Source organism: Pandoraea terrigena (assembly GCF_902459705.1).
Lineage (GTDB): Bacteria > Pseudomonadota > Gammaproteobacteria > Burkholderiales > Burkholderiaceae > Pandoraea > Pandoraea terrigena.
The window spans coordinates 419,614-436,025 of record NZ_CABPRU010000001.1 but is presented as its reverse complement, the minus strand read 5'-3'; the positions used below and the strand labels follow the sequence as shown (position 1 = coordinate 436,025).

Annotated in this window: 12 protein-coding genes and 3 pseudogenes; 7 read left to right on the top strand and 8 right to left on the bottom strand. The window is 59.4% G+C overall.

Annotated features, from left to right (window positions below):
- Nucleotides 1–30 precede the first annotated feature (30 nt).
- From PTE31013_RS01890 to PTE31013_RS01875, 4 genes and pseudogenes are all read right to left on the bottom strand, one after another.
- Nucleotides 31–1,188, bottom strand: a pseudogene (locus PTE31013_RS01890) (cysteine desulfurase family protein); the annotation flags it as partial.
- 266 nt (nt 1,189–1,454) lie between these two features.
- Complete coding sequence (locus PTE31013_RS01885; protein WP_150611128.1) at nt 1,455–2,552, bottom strand: saccharopine dehydrogenase family protein; 1,098 nt, start codon at nt 2,550–2,552, stop codon at nt 1,455–1,457.
- Between the two features lie 307 nt (nt 2,553–2,859).
- Nucleotides 2,860–3,981: a nickel/cobalt efflux protein RcnA gene (locus PTE31013_RS01880; RefSeq protein WP_150611127.1), complete on the bottom strand. Its 1,122-nt coding sequence runs from the start codon at nt 3,979–3,981 to the stop codon at nt 2,860–2,862.
- An 83-nt stretch (nt 3,982–4,064) separates the two neighbouring features.
- A complete protein-coding gene (locus PTE31013_RS01875) occupies nt 4,065–6,068 on the bottom strand; it encodes an aconitase family protein (protein ID WP_150611126.1) in 2,004 nt (667 codons plus the stop codon).
- A 293-nt stretch (nt 6,069–6,361) separates the two neighbouring features.
- Between PTE31013_RS01875 and PTE31013_RS01870 the strand changes: the two genes are divergently transcribed.
- Both PTE31013_RS01870 and PTE31013_RS01865 read left to right on the top strand, forming a co-directional pair.
- Nucleotides 6,362–7,348, top strand: a complete 987-nt coding sequence (locus PTE31013_RS01870; RefSeq protein WP_174978397.1) for an SLAC1 anion channel family protein — start codon at nt 6,362–6,364, stop codon at nt 7,346–7,348.
- 79 nt (nt 7,349–7,427) lie between these two features.
- Entirely contained in the window at nt 7,428–7,754 is a 327-nt protein-coding gene (locus PTE31013_RS01865) for a DMT family transporter (RefSeq protein WP_150611125.1), read from the top strand.
- Between the two features lie 192 nt (nt 7,755–7,946).
- Here PTE31013_RS01865 and PTE31013_RS01860 read toward each other — a convergent pair whose 3' ends face one another.
- Nucleotides 7,947–8,906, bottom strand: coding sequence for a GlxA family transcriptional regulator (locus tag PTE31013_RS01860; protein ID WP_150611124.1), 960 nt, complete (start codon nt 8,904–8,906; stop codon nt 7,947–7,949).
- A 719-nt stretch (nt 8,907–9,625) separates the two neighbouring features.
- Between PTE31013_RS01860 and PTE31013_RS01855 the strand changes: the two genes are divergently transcribed.
- From PTE31013_RS01855 to PTE31013_RS01845, 3 genes are all read left to right on the top strand, one after another.
- Nucleotides 9,626–9,928 (top strand): DUF4031 domain-containing protein, encoded by a 303-nt coding sequence (locus PTE31013_RS01855; RefSeq protein WP_150611123.1) that lies wholly within the window; start codon nt 9,626–9,628, stop codon nt 9,926–9,928.
- A gap of 71 nt (nt 9,929–9,999) precedes the next feature.
- Nucleotides 10,000–11,043, top strand: a complete 1,044-nt coding sequence (locus PTE31013_RS01850; RefSeq protein ID WP_150611122.1) for a thymidylate synthase — start codon at nt 10,000–10,002, stop codon at nt 11,041–11,043.
- A gap of 43 nt (nt 11,044–11,086) precedes the next feature.
- Nucleotides 11,087–12,025, top strand: a complete 939-nt coding sequence (locus tag PTE31013_RS01845; RefSeq protein ID WP_150611121.1) for an alpha-glutamyl/putrescinyl thymine pyrophosphorylase clade 3 protein — start codon at nt 11,087–11,089, stop codon at nt 12,023–12,025.
- A gap of 3 nt (nt 12,026–12,028) precedes the next feature.
- On the opposite strand, the gene PTE31013_RS01840 is transcribed toward PTE31013_RS01845, so the two are convergent.
- Together PTE31013_RS01840 and PTE31013_RS01835 are read right to left on the bottom strand one after the other, a co-directional pair.
- Nucleotides 12,029–13,060: an ImmA/IrrE family metallo-endopeptidase gene (locus PTE31013_RS01840; RefSeq protein WP_246173858.1), complete on the bottom strand. Its 1,032-nt coding sequence runs from the start codon at nt 13,058–13,060 to the stop codon at nt 12,029–12,031.
- Nucleotides 13,061–13,122: 62 nt separating this feature from the next.
- Nucleotides 13,123–13,452 (bottom strand): hypothetical protein, encoded by a 330-nt coding sequence (locus tag PTE31013_RS01835; protein ID WP_150611119.1) that lies wholly within the window; start codon nt 13,450–13,452, stop codon nt 13,123–13,125.
- A 524-nt stretch (nt 13,453–13,976) separates the two neighbouring features.
- Here PTE31013_RS01835 and PTE31013_RS01830 point away from each other — a divergent pair.
- On the top strand, nt 13,977–14,201 hold the full coding sequence (locus tag PTE31013_RS01830) for a DUF6471 domain-containing protein (RefSeq protein ID WP_150611118.1): 225 nt from the start codon (nt 13,977–13,979) through the stop codon (nt 14,199–14,201).
- Between the two features lie 24 nt (nt 14,202–14,225).
- On the opposite strand, the pseudogene PTE31013_RS01825 reads toward PTE31013_RS01830, so the two are convergent.
- Nucleotides 14,226–14,948, bottom strand: a pseudogene (locus tag PTE31013_RS01825) (integrase core domain-containing protein).
- Between the two features lie 128 nt (nt 14,949–15,076).
- Here PTE31013_RS01825 and PTE31013_RS01820 point away from each other — a divergent pair.
- Nucleotides 15,077–16,183: pseudogene (locus tag PTE31013_RS01820) on the top strand (IS5 family transposase).
- Nucleotides 16,184–16,412 lie beyond the last annotated feature (229 nt).

The window sequence follows — 16,412 nt, the reverse complement described above, 5'->3', positions numbered from 1 at the left end:
CAAGCCGGTTCGGCGCATTCCGATCACTCAGGCGGCTAACGCGCGACACTGTCCGATGGCACGCTCGAAGCACGCCGTTGCGAAGTCGACCGACGCTTCGGTCGTGAAGCGTCCGAGGCTCACACGCACCGTACGGCTCGCGGCTTCGTTGTCAAGACCGATGGCACTCAGCACATGGGACGGCTGCCCCGACGCCGAGTTGCAGGCCGACGTCGACGACACCGCCAGGTTCCCGTTGAGCATGAACGTGGCGAAACCCGGATGCCGCACCGTCAAGCTCAGCGTGTGAGGAATACGCTGCGCCGTCGCAGCGTTATGCACGACGCCATCAAGCCTTAACACCCCGTCGAGGAAACGGCGACTCAGTTGTGCGATGCGTGCATTGTCCGTCGCCATCGTCTGCCTGGCGAGTTCGCATGCGGTGCCCATGCCGACGATCTGATGCGTCGCCAGCGTGCCGGAGCGCAAGCCTCGCTCATGGCCGCCGCCGTGCATCTGCGGCGCGATGCGCGCCATCACATCCTGACGAACGTACAGCGCACCCATGCCCTTGGGGCCGTAGACCTTGTGCGCCGACATCGAAAGCAGGTCGATGCCCATTGCCCTGACGTCGACAGGCGTCTTGCCAAGCGCTTGCGCGGCGTCGACATGCAGCAGCGCCCCGGCCGCGTGCACCACCTTTGCAATCGCCGCCACGTCGGTCAGCGTGCCAAGCTCGTTGTTGACGAGCATGAGCGACACCAGCCCGGTGTCGGGACGCAGCGCCGCCGACACGGCGTCGGCGGTGATCTCGCCGGTGGCCGAAGGCGTGAGATACGTGACGGATGCGCCGCGCGATTCCAGGCACGCCATCGTGTCGAGAATCGCTTTGTGTTCGAGCACGCTCGTCACGAGGTGCGCGCGCGCCTGGCCGCGTTCCGCATATCCTTTGAGCGCGAGATTGTTCGACTCGGTGGCACCCGACGTCCACACGATCTCGGCCGCCTCGGCACCGATGAGCGCCGCAACCTGAGCACGCGAGCGCTCCACAAGACGACGCGCACTCACGCCCGGCGCATGCGAACTCGACGCCGGATTGCCGAAGACACCGTCCACGCCGAGGCAATCGGCCATGGCGGCAATCACGGCCGCGTCCGCGGGTGTGGTGGCGGCGTAATCGAAGTAATGGAGTGGTGCAGTCTCGCGCATGATCGGACCCCGGATAAAAAGTGCATCGATCGTACGCGCCGCAACCGAGAAAAGGCTTGCGGAATTCCTCGTTAGTCGAACGTTTCAGGTAAATTTTTTCCCGAAATAGCGCCAAATCAGGAATTTTCATCCGGCCGCGACCGATTCCCCTCACTGGCGGGGAATCGCACGGTGACGTCCATCCCGCCCCCCCCCCCCGGGCGCTGACGGTGGGCGACTCGCCTGCCGGGTCGTCGTAATTTTTGCGAGGCAGCGCCTCGCCGACCTCAGGAGAGGGATTCAATATGCGTCGAGTGCGCGTAGACCTGGCCGAACCGGTTGGCCAGGAAGTCCGCCAGGGCAATCTGTTCCTGGCGCACGAAGCCGCGTTGCGGCAACTGTCCGGCGAAGAACATATCCACCGCCGCGCAGATGGCCGACGCCGTGGTGATCTGTATCGCGCTGGCGCTGTGGCCGTTGTTGCGCTCGGCGAAGATCTTCCGCGCAAAGACTTCCTGCGTCAGCACCCCGCCGCGAAGACCGCTCACGACCACGAAGATCAGCACCACGTCCTGCAAGGTGCTCGGCACGGCGCGCCGGAGAATCGTCTTGATCGTTTCCGGATCGTCCTTCAGGCGCAGTTCATTGAGCAGCACCTTCATCAACGCCCCGTGGCCCGGATAGCGCACGGATTTGTAATCGAGATCGCGCACACGCCCGCTGAGGGTTTCGCACAGCGTGCCCAGCCCACCCGAGGTGTTGAACGCCTCATACTCCACGCCATCGAGCGAGAAGTGCTCCAGATCTTCCAGGGGCTGAACGCTTAGCCGGATCCCATCGCGAATCGCTTCGCACGGCTGGCAGTACTCGTTGATGAGTCCGTCGACACTCCACGTCAGGTTGTACTTCAGCGAGTTGGTGGGAAACGCCGGCAAGGCGCCGACGCGCATCTTCACCGAGTCGACCTGTTCGAAGGTGGCCGCCAGATGATGCGCCGCGATGGCGATGAAGCCAGGGGCCAGGCCGCATTGCGGCATCAGCACGGTGGATGCCCCCTCGGCCAGTTGCTGAATCGTGTGCGTTGCCGCCACGTCCTCGGTCAGGTCGAAGTAATGGCATCCCGCCGCGACGGCAGCCGTCGCGGCGCTCGTCGCCATGGTGTAGGGCAGCGCATTGACGACCGCGTCGTGGCCCGAGACGGCCTGTTGCAGCGTGCCCGTGTCGCAGCCCGTCAGTTCAACGAACGCGTGGGCATAGTCGCGCACCACCGTCGCCGCCTGCGCGTTGCGGTCGAAAACCGTGACGCGGTAATCACCGCTATCGTGCAACAGGCGCGCGATGGTCTGGCCGATGTGTCCCGCGCCAAGCAAGGCGATCTTCTTCATGGTCTCCCCCTCGAATGGAAACGTCGAACGATGGGCTTGGCAACGCGCCGAATCGATGACGTCGACGTTTGCGCAACACCACTGTCACCATTTTAGGGAGAGCGTCGGATGAAATGTAGCGTCAATTCGTCGAAAATTATCATTTTCTCGCCGAAATGACGAACATCATGACGAACTGCGATTCCACGGGCTGTCGCCACGAGCGATGCCCGCTGCACCGGCGTTATCGCGATCGGCGTCGCGCACGAATCGGGAAGGCAGGCGCTGGCGTGTGAGTCACACACGCCAATCACCGGAAAATGCGACGTCAGTGAGTCGCCGTCAGGCCGAGATATCCCTGGTAGCCCACGTACAAACCGACCATCACAATCAGGGCACTGGAGAAATACGGAGCCTTGCGCGCGAACTCCCCAAAGCCGCTCCAACGCCTGGACACGTGCTTGACGCTGAGCGCGGCGAGCGTACCTGAGGCCACCATGGTCAGCGCGAGTCCGATACTGAAGCACAGCACCAGCCCGGCGCCGAGCACGAACTTCTTGAGTTGAAGGCAAAGCAGCAGCACCGTGATGGACGCCGGACAGGGCACCAGTCCGCCCGTCAGGCCGAACATGACGATCTGGCCGGTCGTGACCTCGCGATTCGCGAAGCGGCGCCGGATATCGTTGGCGTGAGCCTGCTCGTGGGCGTCCTGGTACGCATCGGAGGACACGTCGAGGCCTTCATGCGAATGATCGTGCTCCGCGAATTCGACGTCGTAATGATGGCGATGGAAGCCATGCTCCAGCAGCAGGCGCACGTTGAACGCGTGAGGTTCCGGTATCGCTTCGACAGATTCGAGATACCCGTCACGCTGCGCAAACGTAAACGTCTGTCGGGTGCCTCCCGGGCGTTCGGTTTCGATCCGTGCGTTCTCCGCGGCCCAGTCGTGTCCGTGGTTTCCTTGACGAAACAGCCGGAAGCGGGGCGGCACCCCGTCCTCGAATATCGCCAGACGAACCAGACCGTGTCCGGTATCGATCACCCGCACGTCGTCATGCTCGTGGGTGTGGCCGTGATCATGCTCGTGACCGTGATGAGGGTCATGATGATGCTGGTCGCGCCAGGTCCGCCAGATCATCCAGCAGGCAACGGCGATGATCAGCGCCGCTGACGCCACCTGGAAGTACGGTTCGGTCGCTTCGGCATTCCAATTCCGGCCGAGATACAACCCGCCCAGCGCCACGGCCCAGACGACCGCCGTATGCGACAGCGTCGCGGACAGGCCGAGCAGCACCGCTTGCCCGACGGTGCCGCGAATGGCCACGATGAACGCGGCCATCATCGTCTTGGAATGTCCTGGCTCCAGCCCATGAAGCGCCCCCAGCAGGATTGCGCTGGGGATGAACAGCCACGCGTTACCCTGCTGAAGTAGGTTTGCGAAGTCGGCCATGATAGAGAAAGTGCAAAGTGTCGATGGCGCAAATATACTCTACCCCAGTATATTGACGCCACGTTTTTTGCACATGGTCCGCGTCACTCATCTCCCGCAAACGTTTGTGCGACGGGTGCGCGATCATCGAACCGTCGTTGCAATTCCTCAAACGACACCAGCTCACCGGCAATGGCGCTCGCAGCGACCGTCGGCGGACTGGCCAACCATACGTTGCCGGGTCCGGAGCGCCCGGGGAAGTTCCGATTGATGGCGCTGATCGTCACCTGGCCGGCGTGCGTCGACGACCCCGGGCCACAGTTCGCACACGCGCCACATGCCGGCTGCAACAGTTCCGCGCCGACCTGTTCGAACGCTTTCAGGTAGCCACGACGCTCGCAGTAGTCCCGAACGGCGACGGTCCCGAACTGCAGATACAACTTCACATGCGAGGGCACCACCAGTCCGCGCTCCGCCGCCCATGACAGGACCGTATGGTAATCGTCGAAATCTTCACGCTTACCGGCGGTGCAAGATCCGCCGTAGGCGATGTCGAAGCGGATCGGTCGTTCGGTGACTTCGGTGATCGGCACGCCGTTTCCGGGATCGCCCGGCCTCGCCACCATCGGGACGACGGCGCTGCAGTCGATGCGAATGACTTCCGCATAGACCGCGCCCTCATCACTGTGCATCCAGTCTTCAATGACGAACGTCACGCCTCGGCGTTCGCGAAGGAATCGAACCGTTTCCGCGTCCGGGGCAACGATGCCGGTAAATCCGCCGAGTTCGGCGGTCATGTTGGTCAGCGTCGCGCGCTCGTCCGTCGACAACTGCCTGATCGCCTCGCCCGCGAACTCAAAGATCCTGCCCACGCCCGCGCCTGCCTTGATGCGCGGCTGCGCGAGCAGTTCGAGCACGATGTCCTTTGCCGTCACGCCGGCGGGAATCGTGCCCACGAGATCGATGCGCAGCGACTCGGGCACCGTCAACCGCACGGCACCGGTGACCATGCTGTTGGCCATGTCCGTCGTTCCGACGCCGAACGCCACACAACCCACCGCGCCGCAGTGCGGAGTGTGGGAGTCCGTGCCGACCACGACCTGGCCGGGCAGTGCGTAGGTCTCGGCCATGACGGCATGCGAGATGCCTTCGGACCCTTTCCCATGCGCCACGTCGGCGTCGCCGAGGTAGCCGTGATGACGGACGCCGTACTCGCGGACGAAGTCGCGATGCGCGTTGGACAATTGGTACACGCCGGTCATCAGCCCGTCCTGACGATGGGCCGGGCTACGATTCGAATACGACAGATGATCTTCGAAGGCGATGATCGACTGCGGTTCATGGAGCACGGTCGGTCGCCCGAATGCCGCATGCAGCATGTGGGCGCACATGCCCGTGTAGTACTCATGAATGAAGCGCCAGTCGGCCTTCACGAAGCCGCCGACCCCCGGTTGCAGACTGCCGTCGACATCGTCGGTCACGACGAGATGACGCGACAGGATCTTTTCCGCGAGGGTCCGCGGCCGGGGCGACGTGCCCGCCATGGCGTAAGGGCGAACTTCGCGCATGCGTGCCTGGCCGTACTTGAGCAGGCCGCCCTGCCTCAGAATCGCGGCCGCGAGCGTGTCACGCGGCGCCACCAGCGCTTCGATGTCGATCGCCTCGCCGCGCTGGATACGGTCGATGAGTCCGAAGTCCGTCGAGGTGAACAGGCCGACATTGTCGGCGTTTTGCCGATAGATGCGCTCAAAGCTTTCCGCGATGACCAGAACCACCCCCGCCCGGCGCTCCGCGACCGGACTATGCTCGCGCGAAGAGCCCTTCCCGTAACGTTTGCCAGCGACCGTCACGCTGAACCCGCCGCGCTTCACGCTGTCCGTGCCGATCGGGGTACGATCGCCAGCCTTCAGGCCGACGTAGGGGTAGCGTCCCAGGCGGTCGTCGTAATACGTCAGCACCGGAATCGGTGTGATCTCGTCGGTCGACACATCGTTGCGCAGCGACCCTGCCTGGGCAAGTGTCAATGAACGCCCGTGAAGCTGGATGTCGATCGTGTTGGGGTCGTCGCTGAGGAAAAGTATTCGGCCTGGAATGTGAAGTTTGCTCATACCGCGCTCCTAGTCCCGAAAATGTACCGAACGCTCCCGAGATCCCGAAGTGCCGATTCGTGCAGGTCACCATTCCGATTTGCGATGGCCCCTGCCCCTGCCCCATCGCCGGCGCGCCTTTCCGACCCACTGGCAACGTTTGTCACAACGTTGGCAGGAATTGCCGCATTGCATCACTTTCGGTCTTGCCCAACGCCGCCCATAATTCCCTCACGACGCGAACGGCGCTTCGCTCTCGCGAGTCCGGTAGCCACTGCGGCACCGGCGTACGACCGAAAGTCAGTGAGGACATCATGAGTCATGCAACGACCGCTCCGCGATATGTTCAGCCGCGTAGTTCGGTAAAGCACCTTCCCGTCAACTTGTTTGCGTCTGTCATGGGCATCTCCGGACTGTCGCTTGCATGGCGTGGCGCACATCAGCTCTTCGGCGCCGATGTGGCGATCGCAGAGACGATTGGCGTCATTGCCATTCTCACGTTCCTTGTCCTGGCCATCGGCTATGCCGTGAAGTGGGCGCGGTACCCCGCCGTTGTCAAAGCGGAATTCAATCATCCCGTCGCCGGCAACTTCTTCGGCACCATCACGATTGCCGTGCTGCTGCTCTCATCGGTCATCGGTTTCTACGACGCGGCGCTCGGCAAAGTCGTCTGGACCTTCGGCGCCGTGCTGACCATCGGTCTGGCCTTCATTATTGCTGGCCGACTCTTTCGGGGTAAGGAAGACCCGACCCACGCGGCGCCGGCCTGGCTGATTCCTGGCGTTGCGACCCTCGATATCGCCGTGGCGGGTGGCACGATGCCGATGGCGTGGGCACACGAGGTCAACATGTTCTCGATTGCCGTCGGCACGATGATGGCACTCGTGTTCTTCACGATGATCTTCTCTCGCGTGGTCCATCATGAACCGCTGCCGACCGGCATGGTTCCGTCGCTGATCATCATGATTGCGCCGTTCGAGGTGGGCTTCCTCGCGTACGTGAACGTTATCCACCATGTAGACATGTTTGCGGGCCTGCTCTTCTACTTCGGCCTGTTCCTGTTCATCACGCTCGCCTTCAAGGTCTTCCGCCGGTCGATCCCTTTCGCTGTCTCCTGGTGGGCCATCAGCTTCCCAATCGCGGCGCTGTCCAATGCGGCCATCCGGTACGCGGCCTATTCGGATACCTGGGTGCTCAAGGCGCTTGCCGGACTCATCCTGGCCTTCCTGAGCGTTGCCATCCTCGTCCTCTTCGTGCGCACGTTGCACCGTCTCTTCACGCATCGGCTCCTCGTCGGCTGAGCGTGTCGGCATCGCCACGGCGCCCTCCGACCCGAGGGCGTTTTTTTCGTCGCCCCCTACGTTACATCGGTAATACGCTATGTCTTGGATCGTTCTCAGTGTCGCTGGACTTCTGGAAATTGCTTTCGCCTTCGGGATGAAATGGTCGGCGGGGTTCAGCCGACCCTGGCCAAGCGTCTATGCCGCCATCACCGGGCTGGGCAGCATCTGGCTGCTGACGACATCGCTCAGATCGCTCCCGGTAGGAACCGCGTACGCGGTCTGGACGGGGATTGGCGCCGCCGGCACGGCCATCGTCGGCATGATCTTCCTCGGCGAGTCGGCGTCGGTGGCGCGCGTGGTATGCATCGCGCTCATCCTGTCTGGCGTCGTCGGCTTGCGCATTACGGCGGGGGCGATCGCCTAGCGGCGCGTCATGAGGGATCTGCGTGGCTTTCCGAATGGCGGACAAGCCACATCACATTTCAAGGCGTAGGAGCGTAGAAGCGTCGAGGCGTCAAGGCGTCAAGGCGTCAAGGCGTCAAGACGTCGGGGCGTCGGGGCGTCGGGGCGTCAAGGCGTAAGGGGTTGAGGCAAGGTTATGGGTGGCAGGGCGCCACTACGCGGCAAACCGGAAGCGTCGCCGGTACTCGACTGGGGAGACACTCAGCTTACGCAGGAAAGCGCGCCGCAGTCCGTTCGGGTCGGCAAAGCCCGTCAGACTCGCCACCTTCTTCAGGGGCTGTTTCGTTTCCTCAAGCAACCTGCGCGCCGCATCGATGCGCGCGTCTTCCACAAAAGACGCGGGCGTCGTGCCACATTCCTGCTTGAAGATTCGCGCGAAATTCCGCGCACTCATGCCGGCGCGCTCCGAGAGTGCTTCGACCGATAAAGTCTGGGTCAGATTCTGGAGCACCCACTCCTGCACGTCTCGTATGGCGTTCTTCTCCGACGCCTGGGCGGTCAGGTAAGCGCTGAACTGCGACTGGCCGCCGGGGCGCTTGAGAAACATGACGAACTGCCGCGCGACGTTGAGGGCAACGGTGCGCCCCAGGTCTTCCTCGACAAGCGCCAACGCGAGGTCCATCCCCGCCGTCACGCCCGCCGACGTATAGATACCGTTGTCCCTGACGAAGATCTGGTCCGGCTGGACATCCACCTTCGGGTACATACGACTCAGGCGCGCAGTGTAGTTCCAGTGTGTGGTTGCCTTGCGCCCGTCGAGCAAGCCGGCACGCGCGAGAAGGAGGGCGCCCGAGCACACGGAACCGATACGGCGCGCGGTCCTGGCATAACGCACTATCCAGTGCTGGATAGCGGCATCGTCCTCCAGAAGCTGCACCGATGGGCTGCCGGCAATCAGCAACGTATCGATATCCGGGCTGCTTGTCTCCAGCGTCGCATCGGGTGCGATTCGCATCCCATTTGACGCCAGCAATTCGCCAGACGTCGTGGAGACAATTTCGAACTGGTAGGTCGACGGCGCTCCGGCTTGCCGCGCCGCTTCGTGGAACACTTCCACGGGTCCGACGACGTCCAGCATTTGCACGTTTGGAAAGCAGAGCACTGCAATTTTCATGGCCGCGACCTGTTGTCCCGATGACATTACAGTGTAGCTGCCGTGACCTATGCTCGCCAGGAAGTGGCCGAGAACGCGCGCATTCTGGCCGAAATGGGGCGATCGCGCCGCACGATAGGCCTGGAAGGAGAAACCCGTCAGGCCCGTGGATTTCCGTGCGGATCGATGCCGAGACGACTTCGCCCGGAATGCCGCGCTCTCCGGGCGGAGCGCGCGCATCAGGACTGGCTGGTGTCTAAGCTAAATAGAAACACTTCAATTACGACAGCCCCGCCCCCGGAACACCGTATCATACGGGCCTGCCCGTGACATCCGCGTCCGCGAAAATCACCGGGAACACCCCCAGCTTTTTCGAAAAGTCTGATTTTCGGCCTATTTCGCGCTGAAACGCTTCGACACTCCAGAATCCTCTTGCAAATCAACCGCCTCCGACATATTTAGGCCGAGGGAGACCCCTTAGAAACAGACTCAGTTTACAAAGCTGCCCCCCGGTTGTCGAACGGTACGGAGCCTCGAAATCGCGGCAAACACATCTCCCTAGTCGGCCAACCCGTGTTAAGAAGTGGCCTGCCCGTCCTCGTCGCGGGATTTGAATGACGTATAGCGCGAAACGCGCCGGATGCTCGGCGGGCGACTTAACAAGTCGACAGAATTGTTAGGGAATACAGTATCATCGACCGGAAAATTCGTAAAAGTAGAAGATTTTCAGTGAGGGGAAAGTGGCAATCTACGTGGACAATGCACGAATCACGTGGCGGGGGCGCCAATGGTGCCACCTGGTTGCCGACTCCCTTGATGAATTGCACACATTTGCTGCATCCCTTGGCCTGAAACGAGGTTGGTTCCAAGCCCAAGCTTCGTTCCCCCACTACGACGTTACGGTGGAAGTGCGTGAAATTGCGTTGAGCCGTGGGGCGCAGGTTGCGGACCGTCGTACATTGGTCACGCGCGGCCGACTATTGAAACAAGAGTTGCAGCAGCTACGGGGTAGTCGCGACAGCCAGTTGAAGCTGTTCGACTGATTCGGCGTGGTTCCGACGCAGAACCGCGCGCAGCGTCCATTGAACGCGGGCGCACGCAAACTTTACAAGCCATGCACGTCAGCGCGAACACGCTGGATGACCTGCTACGGAAAGTTTTTCAGCAGCTCTTACAGCAACGGAAGACCTTCGAGATTAGGCCATCAAAGGGGCCCGCGACCGAACTCAACGGCGTGCTCCTTGAACTAAAAAATCCCCGCGCCCGCCTCAGCCGCACGGAGAAAAAAGGCACGATTTTTAGTTGCCTTGGCGAGTTCCTCTGGTACTTGTCTGGCCGAGATGACCTTGCTTTTGTCGAGTATTACATCCCGGGCTACTCAAAGCATGCCGGAACGAGTCCGAACGTTTACGGCGCATATGGTCCCCGGCTCTTCAAACTAAACGGGAATATCGACCAGGTTGCAAATGTCATTTCGGCACTAAGAAAGAGCTCTGAATCGCGAAGAGCCGTCATACAGCTATTTCACGGCCGAGACCTCGCGAAGACGTTAAAAAAGCGTCTTGACGACATCCCATGCACATGCACGCTGCAGTTTTCTGTGCGAAAAAATCGACTGCATTTGCTGGTCATGATGCGGTCGAACGACGCATTCATGGGACTGCCCCATGACGTGTTCGCTTTCACCATGCTTCAAGAACTAATCGCCCGCTCACTTGAGAACGTTGAGGTTGGGTCATACAAGCATGCGGTAGGCAGCTTGCACCTTTATACCGAGAACATTCAGGCCGCGGAAGAATACATCGACGAAGGCTTTCAAGAGAAAGTTGCAATGCCGCCCATGCCTGCCGGCGACCAATGGACTGAAGTCGAGAAATTGCTTTCTGTCGAGGCTGAAATCCGCGAGAAGAAGCCCGAAAGCTCGGTCGAATTCGAGCCTTACTGGGCGGACTTGGTGCGCTTGCTTCGGATATATGAATTGTCGACCGTAGCCCCGACCCGAGAAGTTAAGAGGAAGTTTGTCGAGCTTAAGAAAGCAATGCATGCCGACTTGTACGCGACCTACATCCTTAAACGGGAACAGCGCTTGGACAAACAACTCTTCTTGTTTGACCGAAAGACTCTCGACTCGCAACAAGCTAGCGCTTCCCATCGTTGATGCGTCTCATAGTTTTCATCTGAAACCGAACCACCGCGCGACCATGAACAAGAAAAAGCAGCAAGCAGTCGACCTTGAAAAAGCACTAACGCAAAAGCTCGCCGACTACACCGTCGACGGCAAGCCACTCCCGGGCATCGCAACACCGGACACACGCTCGGCGCTAGTAGCTCAAATGATTGAGAGCGTGCGTCGTATTGACTACGTGAGCGCCATTGGAAACCGCCCCATCGCGGAAAGCCGGAAAGACCCTAAGAACGCGGAGATGTTTGACCCGCTTCGCGCCGCCATCTTGTACAAGAACGCCGGAAACATCGATGAGGCCTTCTGGCTAACGTTTCTCTTCGTTCATTGTGGCAAACATCTATCGAAGGGGTACGGCCTTTTGCGAATGGTTTACGGCGCTTACAACGACGAGTTCGTGTGGACCTGGGAGCGGTTCTCTAGCCAACCCCAGGACTTTGCCATCTGGCTGCACCAACATCTAGATGACATCCTACGAGAGAGGAAACGCTTTCCGTTCGGCAATCACCGGAAGTACGAGAGCATCAACCACCTTGATGCGGTGCTGAAAAGCTACGTGGATTGGGTGGGACCAGAAAGGTCGCACGTCACTATGATCAACCAGGCCGCACAACAGGTGGGACAGAACCCCAAGAAACTCTTCGACTATCTTTACAAAAGTATGGATGCTGTCGAACGGTTCGGGAGAACCGGGAAATTTGACTATCTCACGATGGTGGGAAAGCTGGGGCTTGCGAACATTGCACCGCCATCAGCATACATGATTGATGCAACTGGCCCCGTTCGGGGTGCACGGCTGCTCTTCGGTGGCGATGTAAAGTTCAATATCGCAAAGAAAGACTTGGACACCCTTAGCGTACAGCTCGACGACACCCTGGGCATCGGCATGCAGGCGATTGAAGACTCGCTCTGTAATTGGCAGAAGAGTCCCGATAAGTTCAAGGCATTTCGTGGTTGAGCGTCAGGACCAGCGATACTTAACTTTCAGATTATTGAAGTGCTGCTGCTTCACCAGACCGCGATGTTGCATTTGTCCGACCACGATGCCTTTGGACACACCGGCGTCGCGAGCCAGCCTCACTATCCCAATCAGGCTCTTCGCAGCCTCCGGAAGACGGCGCTGCAACTCGGGAGTCAGAAGCACGTCTTCGGCAAAACGATTGGCCTCGGTCTCGAGTGCTGATTGTGGCCCCTCCCGAGACGTTTCGAGGATTAGTGACTTCGTGTCGTAATGCAGCACTAAATGGCCTGCTTCGTGAAAAAAGGAGAACCAGAATTGGTCATCTCTCAAATAGCGGAATGACAGCATCAGGACAGCCTTCTCCGGCGTCGAGAAGAACGTCGCACCGCTCGCACGGCACCCCGACGGAGGCTTTGCCACCACAACAGCCACACCAGCCTTCGCGCAGAGAAGCTTGAGTCTCGGGAGAAATTCCGAGGGAGCGGGGATTAGCGTCAGTTCGCGAATTTCCGGGAGTAGAGCCTCGAACAGCCTCGGGTCCCAACGCTGACATTCAGTTTTGTCGGCGACGACCTCCCCCCACCTTAACCACGCAGCAGTAGCGAAGTCGTCCTCGACATGAGCCGCCGTCGTTCTGAACGCTGCTGCCTCTCTAATTTCGCTGTAACTCTGATTCCAAGCAGCCAGGCTTGATACGCCAAAGAACTCCAAACACTCTCTGAACTTTGTCGTCTTATTTGTGACGGGGCGAATCCATCCAAAGTCCATCATCTGCTTCACTGGAAGGCTTCGGAGCCATGTCCTGGATGCATCATCGGCAATGTCGTCCTCTTTCGCGAACTCGGCTAACTGCTCACGATATTGCTGCTCACGGCTCAGCCAAAATCCAATCGGAGCCCCAAAAATTCCTTCAAGTCGCGAAGCAATCGGAGGAGTGAGAGGATGACGCCCATCCAACAAGGTCGACAGTTCATCTGTCGTCATTTGCATGGACCGCGCCAAATCGTCTTCCGCTATAGATTTCAAGGCCATGAGGTCGGAGACAGTCCGACCGGGCGGGACAGCCCAGTTAGGCGAAAAGTCAGCGTCTGTTCTCATTGGTTTGCTCGGCAGATAGATAGAATTTTCAGGCGCGTGACCTGATGCCAATTGAGCTCTCCGGTCTCCAACCGAGGTTCTGGTCGATGGTTGGGCGAAGCGACCATAACACAGCCATCGCCGAGACTAATCTCAATCCGCGAAGGCACGTCTGCCACGATTTTCCCGAGTCCCAGTCCAACAACGGTGCTGAGTGAGTCGGCGGCACGCAAATCAGCAAGACGATTCTGAAGAGCGTCAGCAGCGCTTTCCCCAAATTGTCGCTTTGCCTTTATTGAGCTCTCGCACAAGGTACGAAGCTTCTCGTCCTGAAAAGCAAGTTGCATTGCCATTCGAGCGAATAATGATGTGAATCTCGCTCAGAAAGTCTGCACACCCCGACATGTCATGAGCATCACAACTTTGTTATAGGCGGGACCACCTATAACAGGCGAGGCGGCCATGAAATCACTAGTCCAACGTCGATATATTAACAGCACGCACTGAGTATCGATTCATGGCCTGCTAAATCCTAATTACCGAAAAATTTAAGCGCGTCCAATTTTGGAGCCCGACTTCAGCACGCCCCAAAACCTTAGCGTCACATTTGGCATGTTCAGATTCATCGTCTAACGTATAGCGAGCAATACGACAGATATTCGAGAACATCGTCCAACGCCAAACATCCCTCCATATCGGGGACCGCTGTTCAGCCCATTGCCGCCAGTTCCACGTTCTCGTTCAAACAGTAAAATTCACTGACGTCGCCCCTGATTTCCCGCTATGCGTCATCTGAACGTTGCCAATGGCGATACTTTTCGGCAATTTATACTTCAGTTAACTTCGGCACTTCACGACTGCAAGGAACCCTGTGAGCCAGGTCGATACCACTTGGGCGGATATGGCTGCTCGCGTCGTTCGAGTCATTCTCGCGCGCAAGGGGATGGGATATGCCGAACTGGCGACGGCACTACAATCCGTCGGCGACATCGAAAACGAACGCTCACTTGCTCTACGCGTGACGCGAGGTCGAGTGAAGCTATCAATGCTGCTTCAGATTCTGCAGGTCACACATTCGACGGTACCCCTGACCTGACTGCTTTTCTCGTACCACTGGGGTCTAGAGATTTATGGCCCCGGTGGTTGTAACACCTTCGCTAGCCCGGCGAAATTCTGCCGGGGTCATACTGCAAACTCGAATGCGGACGCACTTCGTTGTAGTGAGTCCGCCAATCTTCGATCACGATCTTCGCTTCGATCCGGTTCCGAAACCACTCCATCGCCAAACACTCATCACGGAATTTTCCGTTGAAGCTTTCGTTGGTGCCGTTCTGCCATGGCTTGCCCGGATCAATCAACGCTGTCTCGATCTGCTCCTGGACCGCCCATTTCAACAGCGCCGTGCTGACAAATTTCGGCCCATAGTAAGTGCAGAATGGTTGTCAGCCAAACAGGGCGAGAGGCATCCTGAGCTCGTAACCCAAGCTCGAACGGCTGACCTGCATCAGCGTGCACGCTCGCCGTTGGCTCAAGCCCCGTGCCATCGCAAACCGGGCTTGCTCACAGCGAGCCTGCACGCTCACCACTTTTTTGCGTCAATCTCCCGCATGACCTCGATCTCGAGATCGCGCTCGGCCACCATCTTCTTGAGTCGCGCATTTTCGGCCTCAAGCGTCTTGAGTCGCTTGACGTCATCGCTGGCCATCTCGCCGAAGCGCTTGCGCCAAGCGTAAATCGACGCTTCGCTCACACCGTGGCGCTTGGCCACGTCAGGCACCGTGTCCCGATCTGCTTCGCGCAGTATCCGAACAATTTGTTCGTCGCTGTACCGGCTCTTCTTCATACCAACTCCTCGTCTGAGCTGAGGAGCCATTATCTCTAGCAGGCTGTTGAAATACCTCCCGCAGACGTCATCCGAGCGGGAGGGGTAAACGTTGAACGAAGGAATCGAACAACACTGAGAGCGAAGCGATGCGCGGAGCGGACGGCTACACCGAGACGATGTTCACGATGGCAAAGCTCGATGACTTCGTGCCGGCCAATCACCCGCTGCGACCGATTCGCCTCTGGTTGAACGACGCTCTCAAGCGCATGGATGGCGTGTTCGCGCGCATGTACGAGAGCGACGCGAAAGGCGGAAGGCCAAGCATCGCGCCCGAGAAGCTGATTCGCGCGTTGTTGCTGCAAGTGCTGTATTCGATTCGCAGCGAGCGCATGCTGATGGAACAAATCTCCTACAACATGCTGTTTCGTTGGTTTGTCGGCTTGGCGATGGACGATGCGGTGTGGGACCACTCGACGTTCAGCAAGAACCGCGACCGACTGCTCATGCACGATGTCATTGTGGGCTTGTTTAACGAGACGGTCGAGACGGCGCATGCACGCGGTCATCTCTCGGGCGAGCACTTCAGCGTCGACGGCACACTGATTCAGGCGTGGGCGGGCCATAAAAGCTTCGTGCGCAAGAACAAATCCGACGACGATACGCCGCACCAGGGCGGTGCTCGGCAGCGCGAGGATTGGCACGGCGAGAAGCGCAGCAACGAGACGCATGAATCGAGCAGCGACAGTCAGGCGAAGCTGTTCCGCAAGAGTCGCAACACCCGCGCGATACTTTGCTATATGGGGCACGTGCTTACGGACAACCGGCACTGACTGGTGGTCAACGCGCAGGTGACGCAGGCCAACGGTACGGCCGAACGCGACGCAGCAGCCGACATGCTCGCCGATGCGGCGCGCCTTGCCGAGAGGCCGATTACGGTGGGTGCCGACAAAAATTACGACACAGCGGGATTCGTCGCCACGTGCCGAACCAATCGTGTGACGCCACATGTTGCACAAAACGACGCGCGCGCAGGTGGTTCGGCCATCGACGGTCGCACCACTCGCTGGGCTGGTTATGCGGTCAGTCAGCGCAAACGCAAATGTATCGAACAGGTGTTCGGCTGGGGCAAGACGGTTGGCCGGATTCGGCAGGTCATGTGTCGCGGGCGCGAGCGAGTCGAGCAGTTGTTCCTGCTGACGCAGGCCGCCTACAACCTCACGCGCATGCGAACGCTCGCAGCGAAGGCGGCGTAGAGGCGACAGTGGGTGAGCGAATGACATCGAATCGGTCCGAATTTAGGAAATCCAGCATCAAAACGACATGATCCGAATCAGCGTGATGGCTCTTTGGAAAGGTACCGCCGCGCCACGACAGGGATACTTCAACTGCCTGCTAGATTCCGTTGGTACGAAATTTCCCGGACAGGTCAGCAGCACCAGCGAGAGCAGCGATTACACCTAGCGCGAGTGGTGTCGAGTTCAC